The 23,016-nt window shown below is 65.4% G+C and carries 23 protein-coding genes; 9 read left to right on the forward strand and 14 right to left on the reverse strand.

Annotation, left to right across the window (positions count from 1 at the left end; all coding sequences use genetic code 11):
• Window positions 1–10 precede the first annotated feature (10 nt).
• From L979_RS10200 to L979_RS10220, 5 genes are all read right to left on the reverse strand, one after another.
• Window positions 11–1,702, reverse strand: a complete 1,692-nt coding sequence (locus L979_RS10200) for an ABC transporter permease (protein WP_156125543.1) — start codon at window positions 1,700–1,702, stop codon at window positions 11–13.
• 59 nt (window positions 1,703–1,761) lie between these two features.
• Window positions 1,762–2,685: an ABC transporter ATP-binding protein gene (locus L979_RS10205; protein WP_047692100.1), complete on the reverse strand. Its 924-nt coding sequence runs from the start codon at window positions 2,683–2,685 to the stop codon at window positions 1,762–1,764.
• Window positions 2,682–3,704 carry a MerR family transcriptional regulator gene (locus L979_RS10210; protein WP_047692101.1) on the reverse strand — a complete coding sequence of 341 codons (1,023 nt, stop codon included), beginning with the start codon at window positions 3,702–3,704 and terminating at the stop codon, window positions 2,682–2,684. The genes L979_RS10205 and L979_RS10210 overlap by 4 nt, the downstream gene beginning before the upstream one ends.
• A 190-nt stretch (window positions 3,705–3,894) precedes the next feature.
• On the reverse strand, window positions 3,895–4,914 hold the full coding sequence (locus L979_RS10215) for a phosphatidate cytidylyltransferase (RefSeq protein WP_052209774.1): 1,020 nt from the start codon (window positions 4,912–4,914) through the stop codon (window positions 3,895–3,897).
• On the reverse strand, window positions 4,911–5,624 hold the full coding sequence (locus tag L979_RS10220) for a CDP-alcohol phosphatidyltransferase family protein (RefSeq protein WP_231559495.1): 714 nt from the start codon (window positions 5,622–5,624) through the stop codon (window positions 4,911–4,913). Before L979_RS10220 ends, L979_RS10215 begins: the two co-directional genes overlap by 4 nt.
• Window positions 5,625–5,692: 68 nt before the next feature.
• On the opposite strand from L979_RS10220, the gene L979_RS10225 reads away from it, so the two are divergent.
• The 3 genes from L979_RS10225 to L979_RS10235 all read left to right on the forward strand — a co-directional run bounded on the left by L979_RS10225 (window position 5,693) and on the right by L979_RS10235 (window position 9,580).
• On the forward strand, window positions 5,693–6,295 hold the full coding sequence (locus L979_RS10225; protein ID WP_231559496.1) for a hypothetical protein: 603 nt from the start codon (window positions 5,693–5,695) through the stop codon (window positions 6,293–6,295).
• Between the two features lie 260 nt (window positions 6,296–6,555).
• Window positions 6,556–8,646 (forward strand): HNH endonuclease signature motif containing protein, encoded by a 2,091-nt coding sequence (locus L979_RS14705; RefSeq protein WP_156125544.1) that lies wholly within the window; start codon window positions 6,556–6,558, stop codon window positions 8,644–8,646.
• A gap of 136 nt (window positions 8,647–8,782) precedes the next feature.
• On the forward strand, window positions 8,783–9,580 hold the full coding sequence (locus L979_RS10235) for a nitrilase-related carbon-nitrogen hydrolase (protein WP_047692103.1): 798 nt from the start codon (window positions 8,783–8,785) through the stop codon (window positions 9,578–9,580).
• 17 nt (window positions 9,581–9,597) lie between these two features.
• Here L979_RS10235 and L979_RS10240 read toward each other — a convergent pair whose 3' ends face one another.
• From L979_RS10240 to L979_RS10270, 7 genes are all read right to left on the reverse strand, one after another.
• Window positions 9,598–9,936, reverse strand: coding sequence for a hypothetical protein (locus tag L979_RS10240; RefSeq protein WP_047692104.1), 339 nt, complete (start codon window positions 9,934–9,936; stop codon window positions 9,598–9,600).
• Between the two features lie 102 nt (window positions 9,937–10,038).
• Window positions 10,039–10,494 carry a CrcB family protein gene (locus L979_RS10245; protein ID WP_052209776.1) on the reverse strand — a complete coding sequence of 152 codons (456 nt, stop codon included), beginning with the start codon at window positions 10,492–10,494 and terminating at the stop codon, window positions 10,039–10,041.
• Window positions 10,494–11,276 carry a CrcB family protein gene (locus L979_RS14710; RefSeq protein WP_052209777.1) on the reverse strand — a complete coding sequence of 261 codons (783 nt, stop codon included), beginning with the start codon at window positions 11,274–11,276 and terminating at the stop codon, window positions 10,494–10,496. Before L979_RS14710 ends, L979_RS10245 begins: the two co-directional genes overlap by 1 nt.
• 95 nt (window positions 11,277–11,371) lie before the next feature.
• Entirely contained in the window at window positions 11,372–12,622 is a 1,251-nt protein-coding gene (locus tag L979_RS10255; RefSeq protein WP_052209778.1) for a PLP-dependent aminotransferase family protein, read from the reverse strand.
• Between the two features lie 8 nt (window positions 12,623–12,630).
• Entirely contained in the window at window positions 12,631–13,770 is a 1,140-nt protein-coding gene (gene nagA, locus L979_RS10260; RefSeq protein ID WP_231559497.1) for an N-acetylglucosamine-6-phosphate deacetylase, read from the reverse strand.
• Between the two features lie 17 nt (window positions 13,771–13,787).
• The gene (gene nagB / locus L979_RS10265) at window positions 13,788–14,573 is read right to left on the reverse strand and encodes a glucosamine-6-phosphate deaminase (RefSeq protein ID WP_047692105.1); all 786 of its coding nucleotides are present in this window, start codon (window positions 14,571–14,573) and stop codon (window positions 13,788–13,790) included.
• Window positions 14,574–14,576: 3 nt separating this feature from the next.
• The gene (locus tag L979_RS10270) at window positions 14,577–16,055 is read right to left on the reverse strand and encodes a PTS transporter subunit EIIC (RefSeq protein WP_197052132.1); all 1,479 of its coding nucleotides are present in this window, start codon (window positions 16,053–16,055) and stop codon (window positions 14,577–14,579) included.
• Between the two features lie 144 nt (window positions 16,056–16,199).
• On the opposite strand from L979_RS10270, the gene L979_RS10275 reads away from it, so the two are divergent.
• The 4 genes from L979_RS10275 to L979_RS10290 are packed head-to-tail and all read left to right on the forward strand — an operon-like array spanning window position 16,200 to window position 18,662.
• Entirely contained in the window at window positions 16,200–16,430 is a 231-nt protein-coding gene (locus L979_RS10275; RefSeq protein ID WP_047692106.1) for a glucose PTS transporter subunit EIIB, read from the forward strand.
• Entirely contained in the window at window positions 16,427–16,885 is a 459-nt protein-coding gene (locus tag L979_RS10280; RefSeq protein WP_047692107.1) for a PTS glucose transporter subunit IIA, read from the forward strand. Before L979_RS10275 ends, L979_RS10280 begins: the two co-directional genes overlap by 4 nt.
• A 9-nt stretch (window positions 16,886–16,894) precedes the next feature.
• A complete protein-coding gene (locus L979_RS10285; RefSeq protein WP_052209779.1) occupies window positions 16,895–17,617 on the forward strand; it encodes a GntR family transcriptional regulator in 723 nt (240 codons plus the stop codon).
• Window positions 17,618–17,672: 55 nt separating this feature from the next.
• Window positions 17,673–18,662 (forward strand): patatin family protein, encoded by a 990-nt coding sequence (locus L979_RS10290; RefSeq protein ID WP_081994286.1) that lies wholly within the window; start codon window positions 17,673–17,675, stop codon window positions 18,660–18,662.
• Between the two features lie 147 nt (window positions 18,663–18,809).
• Here the strand turns inward: L979_RS10290 and L979_RS10295 are convergent, their stop codons facing one another.
• Window positions 18,810–19,541, reverse strand: a complete 732-nt coding sequence (locus tag L979_RS10295; protein ID WP_081994288.1) for a Crp/Fnr family transcriptional regulator — start codon at window positions 19,539–19,541, stop codon at window positions 18,810–18,812.
• A 134-nt stretch (window positions 19,542–19,675) separates the two neighbouring features.
• Here L979_RS10295 and L979_RS17095 point away from each other — a divergent pair, with 134 nt between their 5' ends.
• Window positions 19,676–20,362 carry a DUF1801 domain-containing protein gene (locus tag L979_RS17095; protein ID WP_047692128.1) on the forward strand — a complete coding sequence of 229 codons (687 nt, stop codon included), beginning with the start codon at window positions 19,676–19,678 and terminating at the stop codon, window positions 20,360–20,362.
• Window positions 20,363–20,365: 3 nt separating this feature from the next.
• Here L979_RS17095 and L979_RS10305 read toward each other — a convergent pair whose 3' ends face one another.
• Window positions 20,366–22,372, reverse strand: a complete 2,007-nt coding sequence (locus tag L979_RS10305; protein WP_081994290.1) for an alpha-amylase family protein — start codon at window positions 22,370–22,372, stop codon at window positions 20,366–20,368.
• 277 nt (window positions 22,373–22,649) lie between these two features.
• Here L979_RS10305 and L979_RS10310 point away from each other — a divergent pair.
• A partial coding sequence (locus L979_RS10310; protein ID WP_047692109.1) for an FAD-binding oxidoreductase occupies window positions 22,650–23,016 on the forward strand: 367 nt, incomplete at its 3' end.

Raw genomic sequence — 23,016 nt, forward strand, 5'->3', positions numbered from 1 at the left:
TGTCTGCGCGTCACCCAGTGGTGATGTCCCGGCGCCCCACCAGGGCCGCTGCAGCCACGATTCCCGCCACACCGATCACACTGAGCAGAATCATCTGGGCCCAGGGCCAATCTTCCCCGCGCACAGGCGCCCAGGCGTAGAGGCTGAGATCCAGCGCCCACTGCGGCAGATCCACCAGTCCCCCGAAGGCTTGGATGAATCCAGATCCGGCCACCACCGCCCAGATGGCACCGGTTGCCCGGGGCACCACCGCAATCAGGAGGGCAGCCAATCCGATGCCTGCCAGTACCGCAGGTACCTGCCCAAATGTTGAGGTCATGGATTGACGGAAGGCTTCCCCAGCCCCGACGTCGTCGGCCATTTGGAGCTCACCCAACCACCCCATCAAGGCGGCTGAGGCTGCCAACAGGGCCACCGAGCTGAACACAGCCACCGTGCTGCGGGCCGTCAAAGAACGCCAGCGGCGGGTGCCCGCGGTGAGTTCAAGGTCCAGGTGACCCGCTTTTTCCTCGGAACGCCACCGAGTCAGGGCGGTGATGCCGAAAACGGCCACCAGGATGGCCACGTACAGGCCCAGGAACTCGTAGAACTGCGCCAGCAAGTGGGTGGGATCCAAGGCTGCGGCCGCGGGGGAACCGGCTGCGGCAACCTGCGAACTCTCCACAGCCCCTGGGCCCTGGGCAGCAGACATGCGCTCCAACAACTCACGGGTGGGCTCACTGTCCCGCAGGGTCTGCACCAGCCCGGCAGTCATGGAGCCGAACAGGGCGGAGACCAACAGCACGGCCACCCACCACCCCAGAACATGCGAGCGCCCGGACACCCACCCCCAGGTCTCCACCCCGCGTACGGTCAACCCGCGGGTGGACACCGAGCGGTCCGGCAGGGTGGAGGCGGAGTACTCGCGGGCGCGGTACAACACCGTCACCACGGCCAACAGCACGCCACACACCAGGGCGAAAACGGCCAGGGTCCACAGATTGTCGTCCGTGTACGGGGAAGCCACTTCCTTCCACCCAAACGGGGTGAACCAGTTGAGCGTCTTGAGCCACTGGGGCCAGGAGTCGTCGTAAATCGCCTGGTCCGCCAGGACCCGCATCAGAAAAGCCCCACCCAAGAAGGCAAATGCCCAGGACTTGGCGCCGCGGGCTTCACCACGCAGTTGGGCACAGAGCATGGCCGTGAGACCCACAGCAAAGCTGGCCGCGGTGGTCACCGCCCCGAACCCCACGGCACCTTCCACGGTGAGTTCATCAGTGGAACCCATCTGCATCAGCAGAATCCCAGCGGAACCCGCACCCACCAACACGCAGGAGGTGAACACCAGGACCATGGCGGCTGCAAGCGGCGCCATGGGCTGAACGCCGGAGGCGCGCACCAACTCCAAACCGCCGGTCTCCTCCTCCCCACGGGTGGTGGAGACCCCCAACAGCAGGGCCATCACGCAGGCCAGGATGATCACGTAGGAACCGACCTCCCACGTGAACAGCTGGCCCAGGGTTCCGGGATCATGCAGGATCCCGTAGAGCAGGCGCATCCCATCCGTGCTCTGCATCTGCGCCACCAGCGGGGCACGCTGCGCCAAGCCCGGGTAAGTGCTCTGGTAGGACGGCACGGTGATGGCCACCATCAGCAACAGAGGCAAGCTCCAAGCGATCAACCCCACCCTGTGACGGCGGAACATCAGCACGGTCGCGGGCATGACTCCCCCGGCGACCCGGTTGGTTGGTGCACCCGCGCGGTGTTTTGCAGTGTGAGTGGTCATCGCGCATCCGTCTGGTAGTGCCGCAGGAACAGGTCCTCCAAGGAAGCCGAAGCCACCGTCACATCAGTGCATCCAGCCACAGCCACATCAGCCAGCACCTGGGGCAACTGATCCCGATGGACCTGCAAGTGGAGACCCGTTGACGCCTGGTGATGCTGCTCAGAGCTGGATTCGATCCCACGGCCACGCAGCGTACGGGCCAGGGTGGTGAGGGTCTGGGCGTCGTCGTGAATGGTGACCTGCACGGCCGCCAAATGCTGCAAGTGGGCCAGGGAACCGGACTCCACCACCCGGCCGTCCTTGATGATGGTGACGTCAGTGCACAGGCGCTCGACCTCGCTGAGAATGTGGGAGGACAGCAGCACAGTCCGCCCGGCCTGGGCCGCCTCCTCAACACAGTCTTGGAAGATCTGCTCCATCAGGGGGTCCAGGCCAGAGGTGGGCTCGTCCAGGATCAGCAGATCGGTGGGAGCGGAAAAGGCCGCCACCAACATGACCTTCTTGCGGTTACCTGTGGAGTAGGAGCGGACCTTCTTGGTGGGGTCCAGGGAGAGTCTCTCCATCAGCTCCTGCTCATGGACCTTGTTGCGTGCACCCCGTAAACCGGCCAGGACATCCAGGACCTGCTTGCCCGTCAGATTCGGCCACAGCGTGGTGTCCCCGGGAATGTAGGAGATGTTGCGGGTGACCTCAGCGGGGTGCTTGCCCGGGTCCAGACCCAGCACGCTCACCTGCCCGGAGGTGGCGCGATACAACCCCAGCAGCACTCGAACGGCCGTGGACTTCCCGGCACCGTTGGGCCCCAGGAACCCGTGGACGGTGCCCTTCTCCACCATGAGATCCACACCGTCCAGGGCGCGGAAGGACCCGAAAGTCTTGACCAGGCCCGTGACCTGGATGGGTGTGCTTCTCTGGTTCATGAGGGGTCTCCTGATGCGCGCGTGGCTGACAGTTGAGTGGTGGCCGGTGCGGATTCTGGATCAAAGGCACCCTGGGATATCAGCTCCGTGAGCCCGTCCAGGGCGTGGCGCAGCAGGGCCCGCTGGTTGGGATCGCGGTACTCGAGCATGAGCAGACCCATCACCACGGAGCGCACTGCCGGGACGTTCCACCCGGGCATGACCGCCAGATACAACCGCACCAGCTCCGGGTGCTCCAGACACCACTGGAGCATGTCACCGGAGAGCTCGACGACGGCGCCCTCCAACTCCTGCCCCGGAACATCCTTGATGGCAACGAATCTCTCCAGGAAGTCGACCATGCGATCGATCTGGTTGTCCGGGAGGTCCAAGGCATCGATCACGTCTGCGCGGATCAGACCGCGCTGGCACAGCATCTCTGCCATGTTCCGCTCCCGACGAAGTACCCGTTGGATATGGGGATCCTGCGGAACAGCTTGCTCCAGCCGGCTGTAGACGCGGTCAATCTGGGGCGGAATGGAACTCAGACCACGGCCGGATTCAGCGGCATCAATGAGGTGGAGGATGCGTTGGCGTTGAGCGTGAAGCTCCTCCAAGGAGGTGTCCACCTGGTACAGGGCAGCGTAAAGATCGTCGACGGCCGCTCCGGAAGGGACCGGCTGGGCGGAATGGACCGTCGGCGGGACTGTGCGGAGTTGGTGGTCTGCGTGGTCCGTGGCGTCCATACGGTCCGCGGTGTCTGCAGAGGTCTTATTGCCTGCGTGGTCCGTGCTGTCCCCACCGGCCGAGCTCTCTTCACGGCCTGCGTTGTCTTCGCGGTCCAGGAGATCGCGGACGTTGCTCAGCGGAAGACCTGCTTGAGCCAGCCACCGGACCCGCAGGATCCTGGCCACGTGGTGAAGCTGGTAATCCCGCCGCCCACCTCTGTTCTCCGGGACGGGCACCAGGCCTTCCTGGTGGTACCAGCGGATGGTGCGCACGGTGGTACCCGTGAGCTCCGCGGCATCTTTGATCTTCATGCTGTCATGGTGCGCTGTGACGCGGCGTCACAGTCAACGAGGGTGGAAAGTTGCCGCCCACCCGCTCACCCGATTTGAGCATGGAAAAGTGCAGATCATGGCTCAGATCTGCACTTTTCCATGCGTAAGTTCGGCATGTGGGGCCGGGGTGACCGGATCTGGGTTACGGGGCGTGCGGAGCCGCCAGGCCTCAGGTGAAGAAGAAGCGCACCAGGTGGAAGAACACCGGTGCTGCGAACACCAGGGAGTCAAAGCGGTCCATGATCCCGCCGTGCCCGGGGATGGCGGAGCCGAAGTCCTTGACCCCGCGGTCCCGCTTGATGGAGCTCATCACCAACCCACCCAGGAAGCCCATCACGCAGGACACGAAAGCCAATGCCGCTGCCTGCCACGGGGTGAACGGAGTGGCCCACCACAGCGCTGCACCCAGTGCGGTTGCGCTGAGCACCCCTCCGATCAGGCCTTCCCATGTTTTGTTGGGGCTCACGCTGGGCGCCACGGGGTGCTTGCCAAGGGTCTTGCCCCACACGTATTGGAGCACGTCAGAGCCTTGAACCACGATCACCAGGAACAGCATCAGCGCCGCCCCCTGGGTTCCGCCGGAGCCAGGGTCTGAGCCTTCCGCAACGGCACGGCCGAGTTCCATGCCCACCGGGAGTTGCAGCAGGGCAGGCACGTGGGAGACCGCAAAAACACAGACCATCAAGGCCCACTGGACACTGGCCGCCCGGTACATGAAGGTGCGGGTCTGCCCTTGCAAAGCAGCCACGGCTGGCAGGAACAAGAACGCGTAGACCGGTATGAACACGGCGAACATGCCGTACCAGTGCTCCCACAGGAACCAGTAGTGCAGCGGGGTGATCACTGCCAACCAAATGATGGTGTGCCGGTCGCGTCTGCGCTCGGGCAACAGAGCTGCCATCTCCCGCAGACCCACCAGGGAGAGCACGGCGAACAGGACAATCACGGCGGTCTCACCCAGCAGCAGGGTCAGGCCCAAGGCGCCGATCATGATCCACCACGCCCAGGTGCGCTGGCGCAGCTCAGACTTGAACTTGGGCTTGTCCTTGAGCCACACCGCACTGATGGTTTCCACCAGCGCGGTGGCCACCAACAACACAGCCACGGAGCCCACCAGCAACCACGCTGATTGACCACCGATCAAACCAACGGGATGGGACCCGTTCAAGAAGTTGTGCAGCCACGTCATGAGGAGGACCCGCCGTCGTCGTGAAGGGGTGCGGTGGCGCGCAGGTCCGCGGCGATGCGGCGCAGACGAACCACCACGGTGACCAGGGACCCCAGGCTGATGACCACCAGCGCCACCACCAAGGAGGTACCCAACGGAACCGGCAGCAGGGGTTCGGTCAGTGCAGCCAGGCACCCCAGGACCAGGATCCACATGCGCCGGGGTTTGGACATGGGCCCGTTGAAGTGGTTGGACAACCCTTGCGCGGCACCCAGGGAGCGGACGTAGGCAGTCAGCACGGCCAGCGATGCCGCTACCCAACCCACCGTGATCCCGCCGCACACCTGAGTTGCGGCGTACCCGGCGCCGGCCAGGAACAGGATGTCGGAGAGGCGGTCCGGGAGTTCGTTGTAGAGATCGCCCACCGGTGAACTCATGCCGCCCTCCACGGCCAGCATCCCGTCCAACATGTTGGCCAGCAAACGCAGGGGTGCGCACAGGGCGGCGGTGAGGAGCAGGAGGGTGCGGGGCAGGGCGTCGTCGTGGATGCCGGCCAGGACAAGGCAGGTGCAGCCGATGGCGGCAATCACCACAGAGGCCACGGAAATCATGTTGGGGGTCAGGTGAAGTCTCTGCAGGAGGGCTGCGGTGCGCTGGGCCCAACCCGTGGTGCGCTGGGGAACACTGCGGCGCATGGTGCGGTGCTGCGGGGATCCTGGTGACTCAGTCACGGTGCGTCCTCTCCCGACGATTGGTGCTGGTGTTCTAAACTTTACACAAGCAAATCATGGAGGATGTTGTGGGTTCACATCGGTTACGCGATCACGGGGTGGCATTCGGCTGGGGTGTTGCGGAGGCCACGGTGTTCTTTGTGGTCCCGGACCTCTGGACCTCTTACCTGGCCTTGCGCAGGCCACGCCGCGGATTCACGACGACGGCCACCGCCACCGCCGGAGCACTTCTGGGTGGTGCGGCGGTGCACCGATGGGCATCGCGGGTTCCGGATTCTCGGTCAGCCGATCTGGCTGCCCGGGTGCCGGCCATCAATCATGAGATGGTGGCCAAGGTTGACCGGCAGTTGGAGAGACACGGACTGGCGGCATTGATGATCGGGCCGTTCACCGGGACCCCGTACAAGCTCTACGCGCGGTCCGCGGGAGTTCAGGGCAAGCCGTTGGTTGCGCTCCTGGCGTGGTCGGTCCCGGCGCGGATGACCCGATTTGTACTGGTGACCGGCATGGTGGGTGGGCTGGCTTCCGTGGCACGGCGTGCGGGGGTTTCGGCACCGGGGCGTGGGTTGGCCCGGATCCCAGGGGTCACGCCTCAGAGAGCTGAACGCGCGGTGTTCCTGGTGGGCTGGGGTGCGTTTTACACGTGGTTCTTCCGGTCAGTGGGGCGGTGAGTTAGGGCTGTGAGGCCTGTGGGCGGTGGGGCCTCATTGCGGTGGGGCCTCATTGCGGTGGGCCTCAGGGCGAAACCGGAGGCTCGGGTCTGATTCCTGTGGATTGTCGCTGGCCGTCATGTGGGTTGGATGGGTCTGTGGAGTTGTGACCACTGGGGTCTGATCACTGATGGGAAGATTTTCGAAATATGTGTCTGACAAGTGCTTTTGAGGGTGTTGAGAGGGCTCGTGTTGTCTGACCCCCGTGGAATCGTGGGGTTATGGATGAGGAAGCAGTGAGGGGGTCGGACCCCTCCCCGGAGATTTCACACGGACGGCCCGTTCCTGGGCCTCCCATGGGTGGTGCAGATGCCCCCGAACTGGCGTATTTGGACGGGCTGGACGCGGCGTCACTGGTTCGTGGCATTCAAGACTCGGCCTCCTGTGAGTCTGCGGCGCGGGGGCGGCTGATGCGCCAGGTGGTGGCGCTTCACAAGGTGGCAGCCAAGAACGCAGGGGCCCGGGCCGTCGTCGAACACGACCACGCTGTATCCACGGCGCTCGCACAGGACTCTCCTGACTTGGTGTTGAGGGATGTGGCTGCAGAGGTGGGGGTGGCACTCATGCTGCCGGCTGGCAGCGCCCGTGTTCTGGTGGAGCAGGCGCTGATCCTGACCGGGGACCTCCCCCACGTCTTGCAGGCGTTGGAGGCTGGTGCCATCACGTGGCCCAAGGCCAAGGTCATCCTGGACGAATGGCGCACTCTCACGGATCAAGCGCCACGCCCCGGCGGAGACCCGCCAGGTGCACCAGGTGCTGATGCCCTTGTTGCTGATACCTCTGAGGCGGTCGGCGAAGGAGACAGTGCGGATGGCAGCGCTGATGGCGGCCCCGCCCGGGAGGAGGCTCTGCAGATCTACCGGGAGGCCACCAAGCTCACCCAGGAACTGACGGTGCGGGCGCCACATTGCACGGTGCGGCAGTTGGGGGACTTCTCACGGCGGCGTCGAACACGGATGGGCGCCGCCGCCAATCAGCGTGCTTGCGCTGCGGCGCGCAAGCACAGAGACGTTTGGATCACCCCGGAGGACAACGGCTTGGCCTGCCTCACGGCCATTCTGGATGCCCCCGCCGCCACTGCCATCCAGTCACGCATCAACCGCATGACGCAGACCTTGGCTGACACCACACGCCTGACCGGCGAGAAGCGCGCAGACGTCCTGACGGATCTGTTGCTGGACGGCGAGCTGCCTGCCGATCGTGGAGTACCGCGTGGAATCCGTGGACAGGTTTCGGTGACAGTACCGGCAACGAATCTGATCGGGCAGGACCCTGACCTGTCGCCCAAGTTCGAGCCTAGGTCTCAGTTCCAGTCTCCGTCCTGGGAACAGTTCCAGGCCCGGTCTCAGCCTCAATCCCCGTCTCAGCCCCAGCCTCAGTCCCCGTCACCGTCCCAGGTGCCAGCGGGTGACCGTTCGGCCGCCGTCCCCCGGACGGATCTTTCCACTCCTGCCGGTCAGGATGTGGAGGGCGGCCGCATGCCATTTTCTGCATCTGACCGCTACACCGCGCCTGGTCCTGCCCCGTACGCCGAATCAGGCCCGCACATGGTGGGCTACGGTCCCATCAGTGACGCCCAGGCCCTGGAAATTGCTGCAGGTGCCACCAGTTGGCGGCGCCTGCTCACGGATCCACACACCGGAGTGGTGACTGACCACGGAAGATCCACCTACGTGGTGCCGGCAGGGCTGCGCAAAGTGCTGGAGATACGGGACCAGACCTGCAGGTTCCCGGGATGCCGTAGGCAGGCTTCGAGTTGCGACATCGACCACACCATCGCCTGGGACAGTGGCGGTGTGACCAGCTTGGACAATACTGCCCACCTGTGCAGGCATCACCACAGCATCAAACACCAGGTGGGCGCGCTGGGCTCCTGGAAGGTGCGGCACATCAATCCCGATCACGACGACCGGACGGCTCCGCCCACAACCGATCCACCCGATGGCCCCCAGGTTGGCGGCCAGCAGCGCCCCGGTCTTCTGGAATGGACATCGCCCACAGGAGTGGTCCGCCGTACGGTCCCCGGCGCACCCACACCTGCCACCACGCGATGGTTGGTGGGAAGTCGCGACGTGCACACGCCAGCCGGTGACCCAAACATGGAGTCCGGCGATGACTCAGCAATGAGGGCGGGCGCGCATCAACACACAGGCACAGATGACATGAATGCCCCGGGTCATGTGGCTGGCGCGGCTCACGTGGCTGGCGCGGATGATGTGGAGGGCCTGGGCCATGCGGCAGACCCGAATCACGTGGAGAACCAGGGCCCTCAGGATGACCTGCCCGACTTGGATCCCCCACCTCCGTTCTGAGGAGAACAGGCGGCGCAGTGTCACGCGGCAGGAGAGCCACCCACTACGGGAGGCACCCAGCAGGGAACCTGATGCAAGGCCAGTGGACTTCGTGGCATCGTGGGCACACAGGATCAATCGATACACAGAGGACCCCATGAAGATCTCCATCGCCCAGATCAACACGGTCCCGGATGTGGACCGAAACCTGGAAGCCATTCTCAGCGCAGTTCAGGCAGCTGCAGCTGATGGTGCCGACCTGGTGGTGTTCCCGGAGGCGGCGGCATGTTCGTTCGACGGCGACTTTGCCAGGTTCGCCCGCGAGAGCGCCGCAGAATTTCATGACGCCGTGCAGGCAGCGGCGGAGGATCATGGGCTGGCCGTCATGGTGGGGTCATTCACCCGCAACCAGGAGGATCACCGAACCTCCAACACCTTGATGGTTTTCCGCCCCGGCGAGCAGCCGGTCAGCTACAACAAGATTCACTTGTTTGACGCCTTCGGTTTCAAGGAGTCCAAAGGCATCGCACCCGGGGATCGACCGGTCACGGTGGAGATCGGCGGCACCACCGTTGGTTTGGCCATCTGTTATGACGTCCGGTTCCCCGAGCTGTTCACAAGGTTGGCGCAGGAGGGGGCGGAGGTCGTCGTCGTTGTGGCGTCATGGGGGGACGGCCCCGGCAAGGCCGAGCAGTGGGACTTGTTGACGCGGGCCCGGGCGCTGGATTCGACGTCGTACGTGGTGGCCTGCGGTCAAGCGGTGCGCGAGTTGGACAAAGAGGGCGAGGCCACCAAGACCCCACTGGGGGTGGGGCACAGCGCGGTGGTGGGGCCCAACGGTGTGGATGAGCTGCGAATGGACGGCGCGCCCGGCCAGCGCACCGTGGAACTGGACGTGGAGCGGGTCGCCAAGATCAGGGAGTCGATCCCGGTGCTGGCCAACAAGAGGCTGTGACCGAACGCCCCACGGTCTCACCGCAGGAATCCCCACACCAGCAGGGTGAGCACCCAGGCGCAGAAGGAGGCACTCAGTCCCAGGCCCATGATGATCAGCGAGCGCTTCACCAAGCCCTTCCGCCCGCGACTTTGAGCACCTCCGGCCGCCACACTGGTGACAATCATGCCGATCACCACCAATCCCAGGCCCAGGAATGACGCGCCCACAGCAAAGAACGGAGCCAGCTGACCTGCCTGTGCGGCATCAGTCACGGTGGATTCGGTAGCTGCCGCCTGGGTGGTGATCATGCCTGCGGCCGAGATCACCGCCATGAGGACCGCAGCGGCACTCAGAACCCAGGACCATGCGATCACTGGGCAACTCGATGATGTCTTGGCATCCCCGGAGAACGACACAAGAGTCCTTTCACATGGGCGAATGCTTCCGATGCCATCCAAGCACAGAGCTTGGATGGCTTAAAGCTGCGCGCCCGACATCATGCCCAGCACCACCGCGATCACCGCGGCCACTGCCGACCCTACCCAGTAGCCCACGGCCATCCAGGTGCGGCGATTGAGCAGCAGCTGGGTCACTTCAAACATGGCCGTGGAGAACGTGGTGAAACCGCCACAGAACCCCACCGTGGCCAGCGCGACCCCCAACGTCCAGGGGTCACTCGAGATGGCTGCGGTCGGCGTCGTCGTCTCGGAGACCAGGGCCACCAGGGACGGCGTGGGTAAAGTGCCCACCAATCCGCAGGTCAGACCCAGCAGCAATGAGCCCGCCACGTTGATGACCAGGGTGGACAACGGCAGCGCACCACGCCACCGGAGTCGAATCTCGCCGTCCATCAGGAACCGGGCTGCAGCACCCAACCCACCGGCGGCGGCAGCCAGCAGCATCCACGGCAACACCTGACCTGCGGTGACCATCACGCATCCCCCCTGGTCGGATCAACAGCCACGCGGGGATCAACGGGCCTGTCTGCATGAACAGACCTGGCCGGGTCACCGGAGCCCAACGGGTCAACAGAGCCCAACGGATCTACAGACTCCATTGGCCCCGCAGAACGGCGGGCATCAGCAGACTTGAGCGAGTCTCCAGAACCACGACGCCCCACGGCCGCACCCACTGCCATGCCCAAGAGTGCAGCCGCCAGACCACCAATCAGGCTGGCGGCCAGGTACAGCGCAACCGACAAGACCGGCCCCAAAGATCCCAGACCCGCAGCCGTTCCGGCGGTGGCACCACTGGTCAGCGAAGGGGAGAGTCCCGCCAGCGTGACCGTGTCCAGCGCGAACCCCGAGTACGTGGTGAACCCGCCAAAAAAACCGGTTCCCAGACCCAGCCGCAACAGACGTCGTTTGGTGCCCTCCGGCCCGGCCTGAAGCACTGCTTGGCGCTCTCCGTGGAATCCTGCCTCCGGCCCGGCTGGGTGCCTTTCGCGCAATCCAGTCGCAAGTCCGGCCTGGCGCCCTTCTTGGAGTCTTACCTGGTGCCCGGCATGGCGCCCTGCCTTGACCAAGGCCTGCAGCAGCCAACCGAGTCCAAAGGCTCCCGCAATGTTGACTAGAACGGTGGCCACAGCACCTGCCCCTACCCAGAAGGACAAGCCTTCAACAACCAGCAGGCGCACCCCGGCACCCACCGCGCCTCCCAGGCCGACCAGCAGGATCAAGCCCCAGTGCCGGTGCAGCAGCTTGTCAGCGCTCATGGCTGCACCGGTCGCTCGAGCCGAACTGCCAGCCGCGGCTGAGCTGGCAGGCACCCGGCACCCCCAGGTCTCGCATCATGAACATGACACCAGGCTCACCCGTGCCAGCGTTCCAGTGCCCGGCCCAACCTGTGCAGGCCTTCGCTGATGACCTCCGGCGGGTTGGTCACGTAGGACAGGCGCATTGTGGAGCGGTCCGGATCGTGGGCAAAGAACGACTCCCCGGGGACAAAGGCCACCCCTTCCTGCACGGCAATCGGCAGCAGTGCTGTGGTGTCGATCCCGTTACCCAGTGCCGCCCACAGGAACATGCCTCCATCCGGTGAGGTGACCGTGGCACCTTCTGGCACCATCTCCAGCAACTCCCGGCGCATCCCGTCACGCCGTTGCTTGTAGACCTCCACCACGGTGCGGATGTGGGCGTCGACGTCGTATGCCTCCAGGTACCGGGCCACCGCCAGCTGATCCACCACGGAGGAATGCAGCCCGATTGCTTCCTTGGCAATGGAGATGGTGTTCATGATGGGGCCCTCACCGCGGATCCACCCCACTCGAATACCCGGTGCCATGACCTTGGAAATCGAGTTCAGCAGCAGGCTCTGGTGCGCCATGCCCGGCAAGGCGGAGATCTGCGGGATGAACTCACCGGAGAACCGCAGCTCACCGTAGGGGTCGTCCTCCACCAACGGCGTGCCGGTGCGCAGCAGCACCTCCGCGATTTCCTTGCGTCGCCCTGCCTGCATGCACACCCCGGACGGGTTCTGGAACGTGGGGATCAGATAGACGAACTTGGGGTTGTGCTCCCGAATGAGATCTTCCAGGGCGTCGGGGCGGGCGCCGTCGTCGTCAGAAGGGATGCCGATCATCCGGGCACCGGAGGAGGCAAAGGCCTGGACAGCCGCCAAGTACGTGGGCCGCTCCACCAGCACGACGTCGCCCGGGTTGATCATGGCGTTGCCCACCAGGTAAATGGCCTCTTGGGACCCCGTAGTCACCTGGATCTGATCGGCGGTGGTGGGGATGGACCGTGACACACGCCGGGCCGCCTGCTCACGCAACTCGGGCTCACCGGGCGTGGAGGAGTACTGCAGCGCCTTGGCCGGGCGGTTGGCGAACACCCAGTCAAAGCTGGCCCGGATGTCATCCGCGGCAAAAAATTCTGCTGCCGGCGCCCCACCCGCAAAGGAAATGATGTTGCCCTGGGACAGAACGTCCAGCAGGTCGCGCACCGCAGTGGTGGTGACACCCGCGTAGCGGTCGGCCACGGGAAAGGAGACCGCGGAGGGGGCCTGGGCGGATACCGGCGAGTTCTGGGCAGGTGCAGCGGATGTAGGCAGGTCAGACATACCCACGATCATTCCACCCAACGGCCCCCGTGTAGCACTGCTTGCACGGACAACTTCTCATCCAGCACCACAAGATCTGCCCGCGTCCCCCGCGCGATCCTTCCGATGTCCGCTCGCCCCAGCGCCCTGGCCGGGGTCGACGACGCCGCCCGCACGGCCACTTCCAGCGGAATCTGCGCCTGAGTGACCGCAAAGCGCACAGCCTGGTCCAGGGTCAAGGTGGAACCCGCAATGGCGCCGGTGTCCCGGATCCGCGCCACACCGTCCACCACGTCCACATCCAACGGACCCAGACGGTAGGAACCGTCCGGATGACCGGCTGCAGCCATGGCGTCAGTGATCAGCGCGAACCGACCACGTGCTGCGCAGACAGCCATGCGCAGCACGGACGGGTGGACGTGAACGCCGTCGGCAATGAGCTCCACGGTCACGTGGGGATCGGCCAGCAGTTGTGGGATGGGGCCTGGCTCTCGGTGGTGCAGCGAGGGCATGGTGTTGAACAGGTGAGTGGCCACGCGAGCGCCTGCATCCAGTGCGGCCCGGGTCTGCGAGTCAGTGGCATCCGTGTGGCCAACGGCAGCCAGCACCCCGCGGTCACACAGCGTCCGGATGGCCTCCAACGCCCCGGCGCGTTCAGGCGCCAGCGTGACCATGCGGACGTGGCCGCGTCCGGCATCCAGCAGACGGTTCACATCTGCCAACAGAGGGTCCCGGAGCAGCCCGGGGTCATGGGCCCCGCAGCGCACTTCCGAAAGCCACGGCCCCTCCAGATGGATGCCCGCCAGCTCCCCGGTCTCTGCAAGTCCCGCAAGCTCCGCCACCTGGTGTTCCAACTGTTCGATGGTGTCAGACACCAGGGAGGCCACCATCGTGGTGGTCCCATGCGCCAGATGGGCGGCGCGAGCAACACGGGCGGCCTCAGTGCCCTCCGTGAAGGCTGCCCCGCCACCGCCGTGCACGTGCATGTCCACAAAACCCGGTGCCAGCGTCACCTCTCCCAGGTGCCGGATCTGGGCGGCGCCTGCATCATCCGGGACCGGACCGGTGCCGGCATCAACGATTGCCTCTCCGCTCACCCGCACCCAGCCCGGGCAGGCCGGGCCATCACGAAAGACCACCTGATCGGCCTGCAGAATCAGACCCACCACCGCCGCATCCCCCACCCTCACAACCCCTGCCAGTCCGGCTTGGCCTCCCAGGCCTGCCGGGCGTAGGAGGCCAACTGCAACCGAGAAGCCGCCGATTCATCCAACACCACGGTCACGTGCGGGTGGAACTGCAAGGCCGTGGCCGGCCACATGGCAGAAACAGAGCCCTCCACCATGTGGTGAATCGCCTCTACTTTGGACTGCCCAAAGGCCAGCAACACCACGTGCCGGGCCTCCATGATGGTGGCCACGCCCTGAGTGAGGCAGTGCTTGGGGACGGAGGCGACGTCGTCGTCAAAGAACCGGGCGTTGTCCTCCCGTGTCTGTCTGGTCAGTGTTTTCAGGCGGGTCCGGGAGCCCAGGGAGGAACCGGGTTCGTTGAAGGCAATGTGACCGTCCGTGCCGATTCCCAAGATCTGCAGGTCGATGCCACCCGCGTTGGTGATCGCCCGCTCGTAGTCTGCGCAGGCCTGCTCGATCTCCTGCGCAGAACCGTCCGGCCCGTGAACATTGGCGGGATCAATGTCCGTGGGCTGCACGAACTCGCGGTCGATCACCGTCCGGTACCGCTGCGGGTGATCGGCGGGCAGCCCCACGTATTCGTCGAGCATGAACGCCTGCGTGTCCTTGAGACTGAGCCGCCCCTGGGCCACCCGCCGCCCCAGCTCCCGGTACACCGCACCGGGGCTGGAGCCGGTGGCCACACCCAGCACCGGGTTCGCCTTGCGCTCCACCAGGGCGACGACGGCCTCAGCCACCAACTCCCCGGCCTGCTGCTGGGTTTCAACAATCACGATCTCCACGGATCACAACTGCCCTTCAGCGTTGAGACCCGTACCGAGGTCCGGATCCTGGCTGCGGGGCTCCCCGGAGGAGTCACCCGAACCTGTGGTCACATCGGTTACCGTGACACCTGCGGCTCCAGCACCGGCTCCTGCAACACCCGCTGCTTCTGCCGCTGTCGCTTGCTGGGAACTGCCGGATACGCCGTCATGCTCTGCATCCGACGTGCTGACCTGGCGCTTGGCCTGGCCCTTCTGCAGTTCGGAGTCCGTGGCCATGGAGGTGTCTCCCTCGGCCTCACGGCCCGGGGTGCGCAGGTTCCAGAACCGGATCACCACGCGGAAGATCAGGTAGTAGATCACCGCGTACATCAGGCCGATCGGGATCAGCATCCAGGCCCGCTGCCCCAGACCGAAGTTCAGAACGTAGTCGATGGCACCGGCAGAGAAGCCGAATCCCATGTGGATGTCCAGGGCGTTGACCAGTGCCAGGGAGGTACCGGTGAGGACGGCGTGGACCAGGTAGAGCGGCCAGGCCACGAACATGAAGGCGAACTCCAGGGGCTCGGTGATGCCGGTGACAAAGGCGGTCAGCGCCACGGAGAACATCACACCACCCACGGCCTTGCGGTTCTCCGGGCGGGCCTCGTGCGTGATGGCCAGGGCTGCGGCGGGCAGGGCGAACATCATGATGGGGAAGAAGCCCGTGGTGAAGATTCCCGCCGCTGGGTCACCGGCAAAGAACCGGGCGATGTCACCGTGTGCGCCCTCAAAAGTTCCCAACTGGAACCACGGGAAGAAGTTCCACAGGTGGTGCAGACCCAGGGGCAACAACAGACGGTTGACGAACCCGAAAAGGCCACCACCCAACACGGCGTTGTCCGCCACGGTTTCACCGGTCCACAACAGTCCGGAGGCAAACAGCGGGTAGGGGAAAGCCATCAGCACACCCAGGATCACCGCAACAACAGCCACCATCATGGGCACCAGGCGGCGCCCGCCAAAGAAGCCCAGCCAGTCCGGCAGCTTGGTCCGGTGGAACCGCTCCCAGAGCTTGGCGGTCACCAGACCGATGATGATGCCGGCCAACACCCCGTAGTTGATCACCGGTGGTTCGCCGTCGGGGCCCTCGGGCAACACCACGGGCGCCATGGCATCAAAGACCGCCAACAGCACCACGTAACCCACCACGGCCGCCAACGCGGTGGAGCCATCGCCCTTCCTGGCAAAGCCGAAAGCGATGCCCACGGCAAACAGCAGGCCCAGGTTGTCGAACAAGGCGCTTCCGGCCGCACCGATCACTGCGGCCACGGTGTGCAGACCGTCAAAGCGGCCCAGGAGATCGTCCTGCCCCAAACGCATCAGCAGAGCCGCCGCCGGCAGGCTGGCAATGGGCAGCATGAGGCTGCGCCCCAACCGCTGCAGAACCTGTAGTGCCTTGGAGGGCTCCTTGCCCTCGGCCTTCTGGTGGGCGCTGGCGCCCAGGATCCCTAGCAGTGGCATGGACCCGCCCTCTCGCTCTCCCGTACAGTGATGATTACTGGTCATAACCAGTGTTGGTGGTCACTTTGACTGACCACATGAGAAGCTGTCAATAGCCTGGGAAACAACTCAAGAAACCCCCGGCTGAGGATGCAAGGAGGAGCCATGTCCAAGCCTGAAGAGATCCTGGCCGCCCTGGGTGGGGCACAGAACGTGGAAGACATTGAAGGATGCATCACGCGGCTGCGCACTGAAGTGGCAGACAGCTCGCTGGTGGATCAGGCGGCCCTCAAAGCACTCGGTGCACACGGCGTGATGGTGGCGGGCACCGTGGTCCAGGTGGTGGTGGGCCCGGAGGCAGAGAACCTGGCCGAAGACATCCAGGACCTCTTGTGACCACGCCCGTTCTTGCCCCGTTCGCCGGGGCGGCCGTGCCGTTGAGCGAAGTCCCGGATCCGGTGTTTGCCCAGGGCATGCTGGGTCCCGGGATCGCCGTGATTCCCGACGACGCGGCGGGGCAACTGGTGGTCGTCGCACCCGTTGCCGGGACGATCATGAAGGCCATGCCGCACGCAGTCGCCCTGGTGAGTGAATCCGGGCAGGGGGTGTTGGTCCACGTGGGGATCGACACCGTCCAGCTCAAGGGTGAAGGCTTTGAGGTCCTGGTGGAAAAGAAGCAAACGGTCATCGCCGGCCAGGAACTGTTGCGGGTGAATGCAGGATTCGTGCGCGAGCAGGGCTATGACCTGATCAGCCCCGTGGTGCTCATGGACGGCGATGCCACTCAGATCACCCAGCCCGTCCACGGACTGGTGGCCTCCGCAGATGCCTTGTTCCAGATCATCGGGTGAAGGATCCGGGTGAGTTCCCAGATCGGGTCCAAGCACGCCCAACTGCGTGATGCCCTGGCACAGATGATCCGGGATGACCTGAAAGTCGGTGACCGGCTTCCCGGCGAGCGCCGCCTGGTGGAGCAGTTCGGAGTCTCCCGGATCACGGTTCGCCACGCCATCGCGCAGTTGGTGGCAGACGGTTTGTTGGTCCGGGAACACGGGCGGGGCACCTTTGTGACCCACGGCATGGCTCGCTCGCGCCTGCACCTGGCGTCCTTTCACGAGGACATGCAGGCAGCCGGGCTCAGGCCCACCACAGCCGTGGACACGGTGGGCGGGCAGCCCGCGCCGGATGCGGCGGCCCAACATCTTGGCCGGTCCCAGGCCTTGCGGATCCGCCGCCTGCGCCTGGGGGACGGTGTTCCGGTCAGCGTGGACGACAGCTGGGTTCCACTGGATCTCTTGCCCCTGGACGCGGACTGGGAAAGCTCCCTCTACGGAATGCTCGCCCGCGCCGGAGCCCCCGTGACCCGCGCCGAACAAACCGTGCAGGCCCAGGCGGCCACACCCCAGGACGCCGCGCTGCTGGGCATAGACCCCGGCACCCCCGTTCTGGTCTTCCACCGGCGTTCCTTCACCACGGGCACCATGCCGGACACCGATCCGGCGCTGGCGGAACGGGCCGTGGAGTACTCGATCTCCGTGTATCGGGCGGATCGTTACCAGCTGCACATGGAAGTTCTGGCCTGACGGATAGGCTCGAATCCCCCACACAGACCTGCGCGCGACAGAGGAGCTACCACCCATGGCTGATGGTCCGGACCAGTTCTCCGCCACCGACGACGACGGCGCCAACCTGGGTTACCCCGGTGCACCCGGCACAAACTCCACTGATGACGCAGCAGAGACGACTGCGTTGACAAGCAACGTCACGGACACGGCCCTGATCTTTGAGGGCGGCGGCATGCGTGGCAGTTACACGGCAGGTGCTGTGACCACGTTGCTGGGAGCCGGGATCCATTTCGACTGGGTGGGCGGTATCTCCGCCGGGTCCAGTCACACCTGTAATTACATCGCCCGGGATGCCCCACGGGCCAGGCGAACGTTCGTGGAGTTCGCCCAGGACCCCCAGTTCGGCAACTTACGGACTTTTGCCCGGGGCCAGGGGTTGTTCAACGCGGAGTACATCTACGAGAAGTCCGGGCTTCCGGATGCCTCTCTGCCCTTCAACTACAGCCAATTCACGCGCAACCCCGCCCGCTACAAGATCGGGGCCTTCAACGCCTCCACCGGTGAACACGTGTACTTCTCCCGCCAGGACCTGGGTTCACAGCAGGACCTGATGGTGCAGGTCCGGGCGTCGTCGTCCATGCCCGTGCTGATGCCGCCGGTGAACTACCGGGGGTCGGTGTGGGTGGACGGTGCACTGGGGCCAACGGGTGGCATTGCCATCGACGCCGCACGCGCGGATGGGTACACCAAGTTCCTGGTCATCCTGACTCGTGAACGCAGCTACATCAAACAGCCCGAGCGCTTTGCATCCATCTACCGGCGGCAGTTCCGTGACCACCCGGCGGTGGTGGAGGCCCTGGACGCCCGCCCGGCCAACTACAACCGGACCCGGGAAGAGCTGTACGACCTCCAGGACTCCGGGCAGGCCATGGTGTTCACCCCGGAGAACATGCCGGTCTCCAACGGGGAACGGCGGGTGGCTCGGCTGCAAGCCGCTTACGCCGCCGGTTACCTCCAGGCCCAGCGGGAACTGCCCCGCTGGAAGGAGTTCTTGGGGATGTGAGGGGCGCGGGCGCAGACACGTCACCTGAAGCAGTCGATGATCCAAGCTCACAGGGCAGCACGAGTCAGGCTCACGGAGCTAGCGCGAGCCAGCCGCACAACGCAGACACGGCCAGGGGAAGGCCCGCTTCCGCCGGGATGCCCTGGCTCAGTCGGCGGCCAGGAGCTCTTGGTCCAGGATGGTGATGTGTCGGCCGCTGCCCAGTGCCAGGGCTCCCCGGTCGGAGAGGCTGCGCAGGCGGCGAGACAGAGTTTCAGGGGTGGTGCCGATCAGACTGGCCAAGTCCTTCTTGCTGACAGGCAGCTCGAACGGGTACCCCACCAACCCGTCCGAGGCGCTCAGAAGGTAGTCGCCAAGGCGCTGGGTCACGGTGCGATCCGCCAGTGAAGCCAGCTGGGCTTCCGTTTCCTCCAGTCGCCGGGTGACCGCCTGCAGCATGTTCACGGCCATCTGCGGACGTTGGTCCAACCACTGCTGAACGTCCAACCGGGAGAGCACGCACACCTGCACGTCCGTGAGAGCCGTGGCCATACGTGGGGCGGGAGAACCGGTGAGCACCGAGTGCTCCCCCATGAATTCCCCGGGGCCCAGGATCCGCAGCAGCCGCTGCGAACCGTCTGGTGCCAGACGCACCTGCTTGACCTGCCCCGCATGAACAATCTGCAGAGCGGGCATGGCACCTTGGGCCTGGACCACCTCACCCCGGGACACCACGCGTGCCGTGATCCGGGAGGCTATGCTGCGCCGCTCCTGGATCGGCAGGTCCCGGAACAGCGGAACCTTGCTCACGCAGTTGAACCGCGCCTCCAAATCCAGGGCCAGGTTGCCGGAAGCATCCGGGGTGGCGCGGGAGCACCCGCAGCCGCTGCTGGTGGACAAGTACAACCTCCTGATGACTGACCGGTGTCCACCCAGGTGACCGGTATGCACTGGCGTGGACCGTCCCCATCTTTGCGCGAGTGCCCTTTGCGCACCTCACGGGTGCCACGGCTTGCCGCCGTAAGCTGCCCACCATGAGCACATCTCTTGAGGACGTCCCCGGAGTGGGCATTCCAGCGCGTCGCGCACTGAGGCAAGCAGGTCACACCAGCCTGGAGGACCTCGACGGCGTGCCGTACGGGGAGCTCTTGGCCCTGCACGGGGTGGGGGCCCGCGGCCTGGAGCGCCTGCAGGCAGCCCTGGCGGAGCGCGGGTTGTCCATGGCGGATGCACCGGAAGCCAACGGCCGCTGCGCCGTCGTCACTGACCATTCAGCCGAAGTCACTGACGGGCACACCGGTACGGGAGCGGCGGATCTGAAAACCCACCCCACCTCCGTGGAACCCGCCGACTTCCTCCGTTCCCTGCCCTGGCCCCGTCGCGTGGAACAAGGCCTGGAGCTGCTGGAACTGTTCACTGAGGCCACGGGCGAGCAACCCACCATGTGGGGGCCCTCCATGATCGGTTACGGGCAGGTCCACTACCGCTACGCCACAGGCCGGGAAGGGGACACGTTTCGCATCGGTTTCAGCCCCCGCAAGGCCTCCATCAGCCTCTACGGGCTGCAGAACCACCCACGCTCAGCCGAGCTTCTGGAGCGCCTGGGCAAGCACCGCACAGCAGTCAGCTGCATCTACGTCAACCAACTTCACGACGTCGACGGTCACGTACTGGTTGAGCTGATCACCCACGCCTGGGAGTCCGAACCCAGGCTCTGCTGAGCTTCACTTGCTGTAGACGCGCAGCCACACCGTCGAGTGCGGCTGCAGGACAACCCCCAGCGCCAGATCCACAATGCGGTCATCCAGCAGGGAGGTGGCATCCCGTTCAAAACCGGAGAGTGTGGAGGCCTCCACCCGGTGCGGGTGGTCATCCACGTTGGCCAGGCACAGCACAGTGCTGGGCCAACCCTCCGGGTCCAGCCCCGGGCGCTGGTAGGCCACCAGGTGCTGGTTGTTGGGCTCAAAGCCGATCAGATCAGCGCCGTCGAACTCCGTGGTCTGGTGACGCACGGCCAGCATGTGCTTGAGCCCCTGGAACACCCGGCCCGCCACGGTGGAGGTGTCCTCCCGGTCCCGGAAACCCCGTTCCGGGAATCGCGGGCGGTGGGCCCACCGGGAGTCATTGCCGTTGGCCGGGTCCAAGTGCCAGTCGGGGTCGTTGGTCTGCGCCAGCTCATCGCCCAGATACAGCAGAGGCAACCCACCCGTGGACATGGCGATGGCATGAGCCAGCAGAACACGGTTGACGCCGTCGTCGGGATGATCCGTGGTGGTGCCCGCCAAGGAAGCGGTGGTGCCACACACCCGCGCATCCCCGGTCTTGGGGTTGTACTGGAAGGCCACGCCGTCGGCGAACGAGTCCGGGAACCGGCCCGTGTAAAAGTCGTTGAGGAACCGGCGGTGGTGGTACCCGTCGATCCCGCGGCGTGAGGCGTCCTCATCGGAGAAGGTCCAGCCGATGTCATCGTGACTGCGCACGTAGTTCACCCACGCGGTGCCGGCCGGCAGACCGTGGCGCTCGCTGATGGCGTCATTGAGCAGCACACCGTTGCGCGTGGCCAGGGTCTCCCAGGTCAGAGCCATCTGCAACGGGTTGTAGGAGATCTGGCACTCGTCCGGGTGGATGTACTGGACCACCTCGTCCGGGTGCACAATCGCCTCGGACTTGAAGATCGTGGCCGGTGCGGCAATGCGGCACACCCGGTTGAGCATCTGAACAATCCAGTGGGCCTGCGGCAAGGACTCACAGGAGGTTCCGAGTTCCTTCCACAAGAAGGCCACGGCATCAAAGCGCAGCACTTCAGCACCCTGGTTGGCCAGGAACAGCATCTCCCCCGCCATGGCGGCCAGGACCTCAGGGTTGGTCCAGTTCAGATCCCACTGGAAATCGTGGAACGTGGTCCACACCCAGCGGGGGTCCCCCGGTGCCACCGGGGTGAAGGAGCCGGCGTGGTCATCCGGGAAGATCTCCCGAGTGGTCTGCTCAAAGGCATCCGGCATGGTGCGGTCCGGGTAGATCCAGTAGTACTGCTGGAACTTGGGATCCCCGGCGCGAGCCGCCTTGGCCCATTCATGGTCATTGGCGGTGTGGTTGAGCACAAAATCCACCACCAGGCTGATGCCACGTTCACGCAGGTCACGGGAGATTCCGGCCAGCTCCTGCATGGTTCCCAGCCGCGGATCGATCTCCCGGTAGGAGGAGACCGCGTAGCCGCCGTCGTTGTTGCCCTCAGGCACGGCAAAGGCCGGCATGAGGTGCAGGTAGGTGAGCCCAAGCTCCTCCATGTAGGGGATGCGGTCCCGCAAGCCGGCCAGGTCCCCGGCCCAGCGGTCCACGTAGCAGACCCCGCCCAGCTGGTGGCGGGACAGGAACCAGTCAGGATCGGAACTGCGGCGCTCATCCAGCTCCCGCAGGTCAGCAGCCCGGGTACCCCAGGACGTTGCCAGAGACTTGCCCAACGCCACCATCACGGAGGTCACGTGCTCGCCGGAACCGTAGGTGCGGCGCACCAGGTCAATCAGCGCGGGGTAGTGGATGTCAAAGCGCTGGATGAAGCTCAATGCCTCAGCTTCTTCCACCGTCCCGGCGTCCACCAGAGCCTCAAGATGCTCCAGTGCCCCCACCTTGGCGGCCTCCACCACGGCAATCGTGTTGTTGAGGTCCGTTGGCTGCTCAGGCTCAGACTGAGCGGACGTGGAGGACAGACGTCCGGAAGGTGTGGAGTGCATTGAACTATGGTCGCCCGTGGCGGTCAGTCACGGCAAAAGTTGACCGTGGATGGGGTCAGGATTTTCGTCACGTTCGGGCGGTTAGGCTGTCGCCCCCTCCGCCCAGGCACCCCCTCCCCCTCCGCCGAATTGCTCCCTCCCCTACCCGCCGAGTAGGCCGTTTGATCGCCCCTGACACACTCAGCAGCGATCAAACGGCCTACTCGGCGGGTAGGGGAAGGAGTAGCACGCGGAAAGCTGCGATACTTGTGGGACCCGCGGATCAAGGAGGCCCCGCATGACTGTGCCCTCGCACAACCGCCGTTCCACGCCCACCCAGACCCAGATCCGGCCCCACAGCGTTGCCCGCCAGGCTCAGGACCCCCTGCTGGAGCAGTTGCGCGCCTGGCCCGGGGAGACCGTCGCCTCCGAGCTGGAGCGGGTCACGGCCGCACACGACGCCTCCCACTACCTCCTGCATCCTCGCGCCCTGGTCCGCCCGCACAGCGCCGCGCAGGTCGGCTCACTCCTGCGGATCTTGGAGCGCCACGGCGCCGGCCTGACCCTGCGCTCCGGCGGCACCTCCCTGTCCGGCCAAGCAGTCACCGATCAAGTTCTGGTGGACGTCCGCCGCCACTTCCGTGGCTTCCACATTCACGACGACG

Source organism: Kocuria sp. ZOR0020 (assembly GCF_000800955.1).
Lineage (GTDB): Bacteria > Actinomycetota > Actinomycetes > Actinomycetales > Micrococcaceae > Kocuria > Kocuria subflava.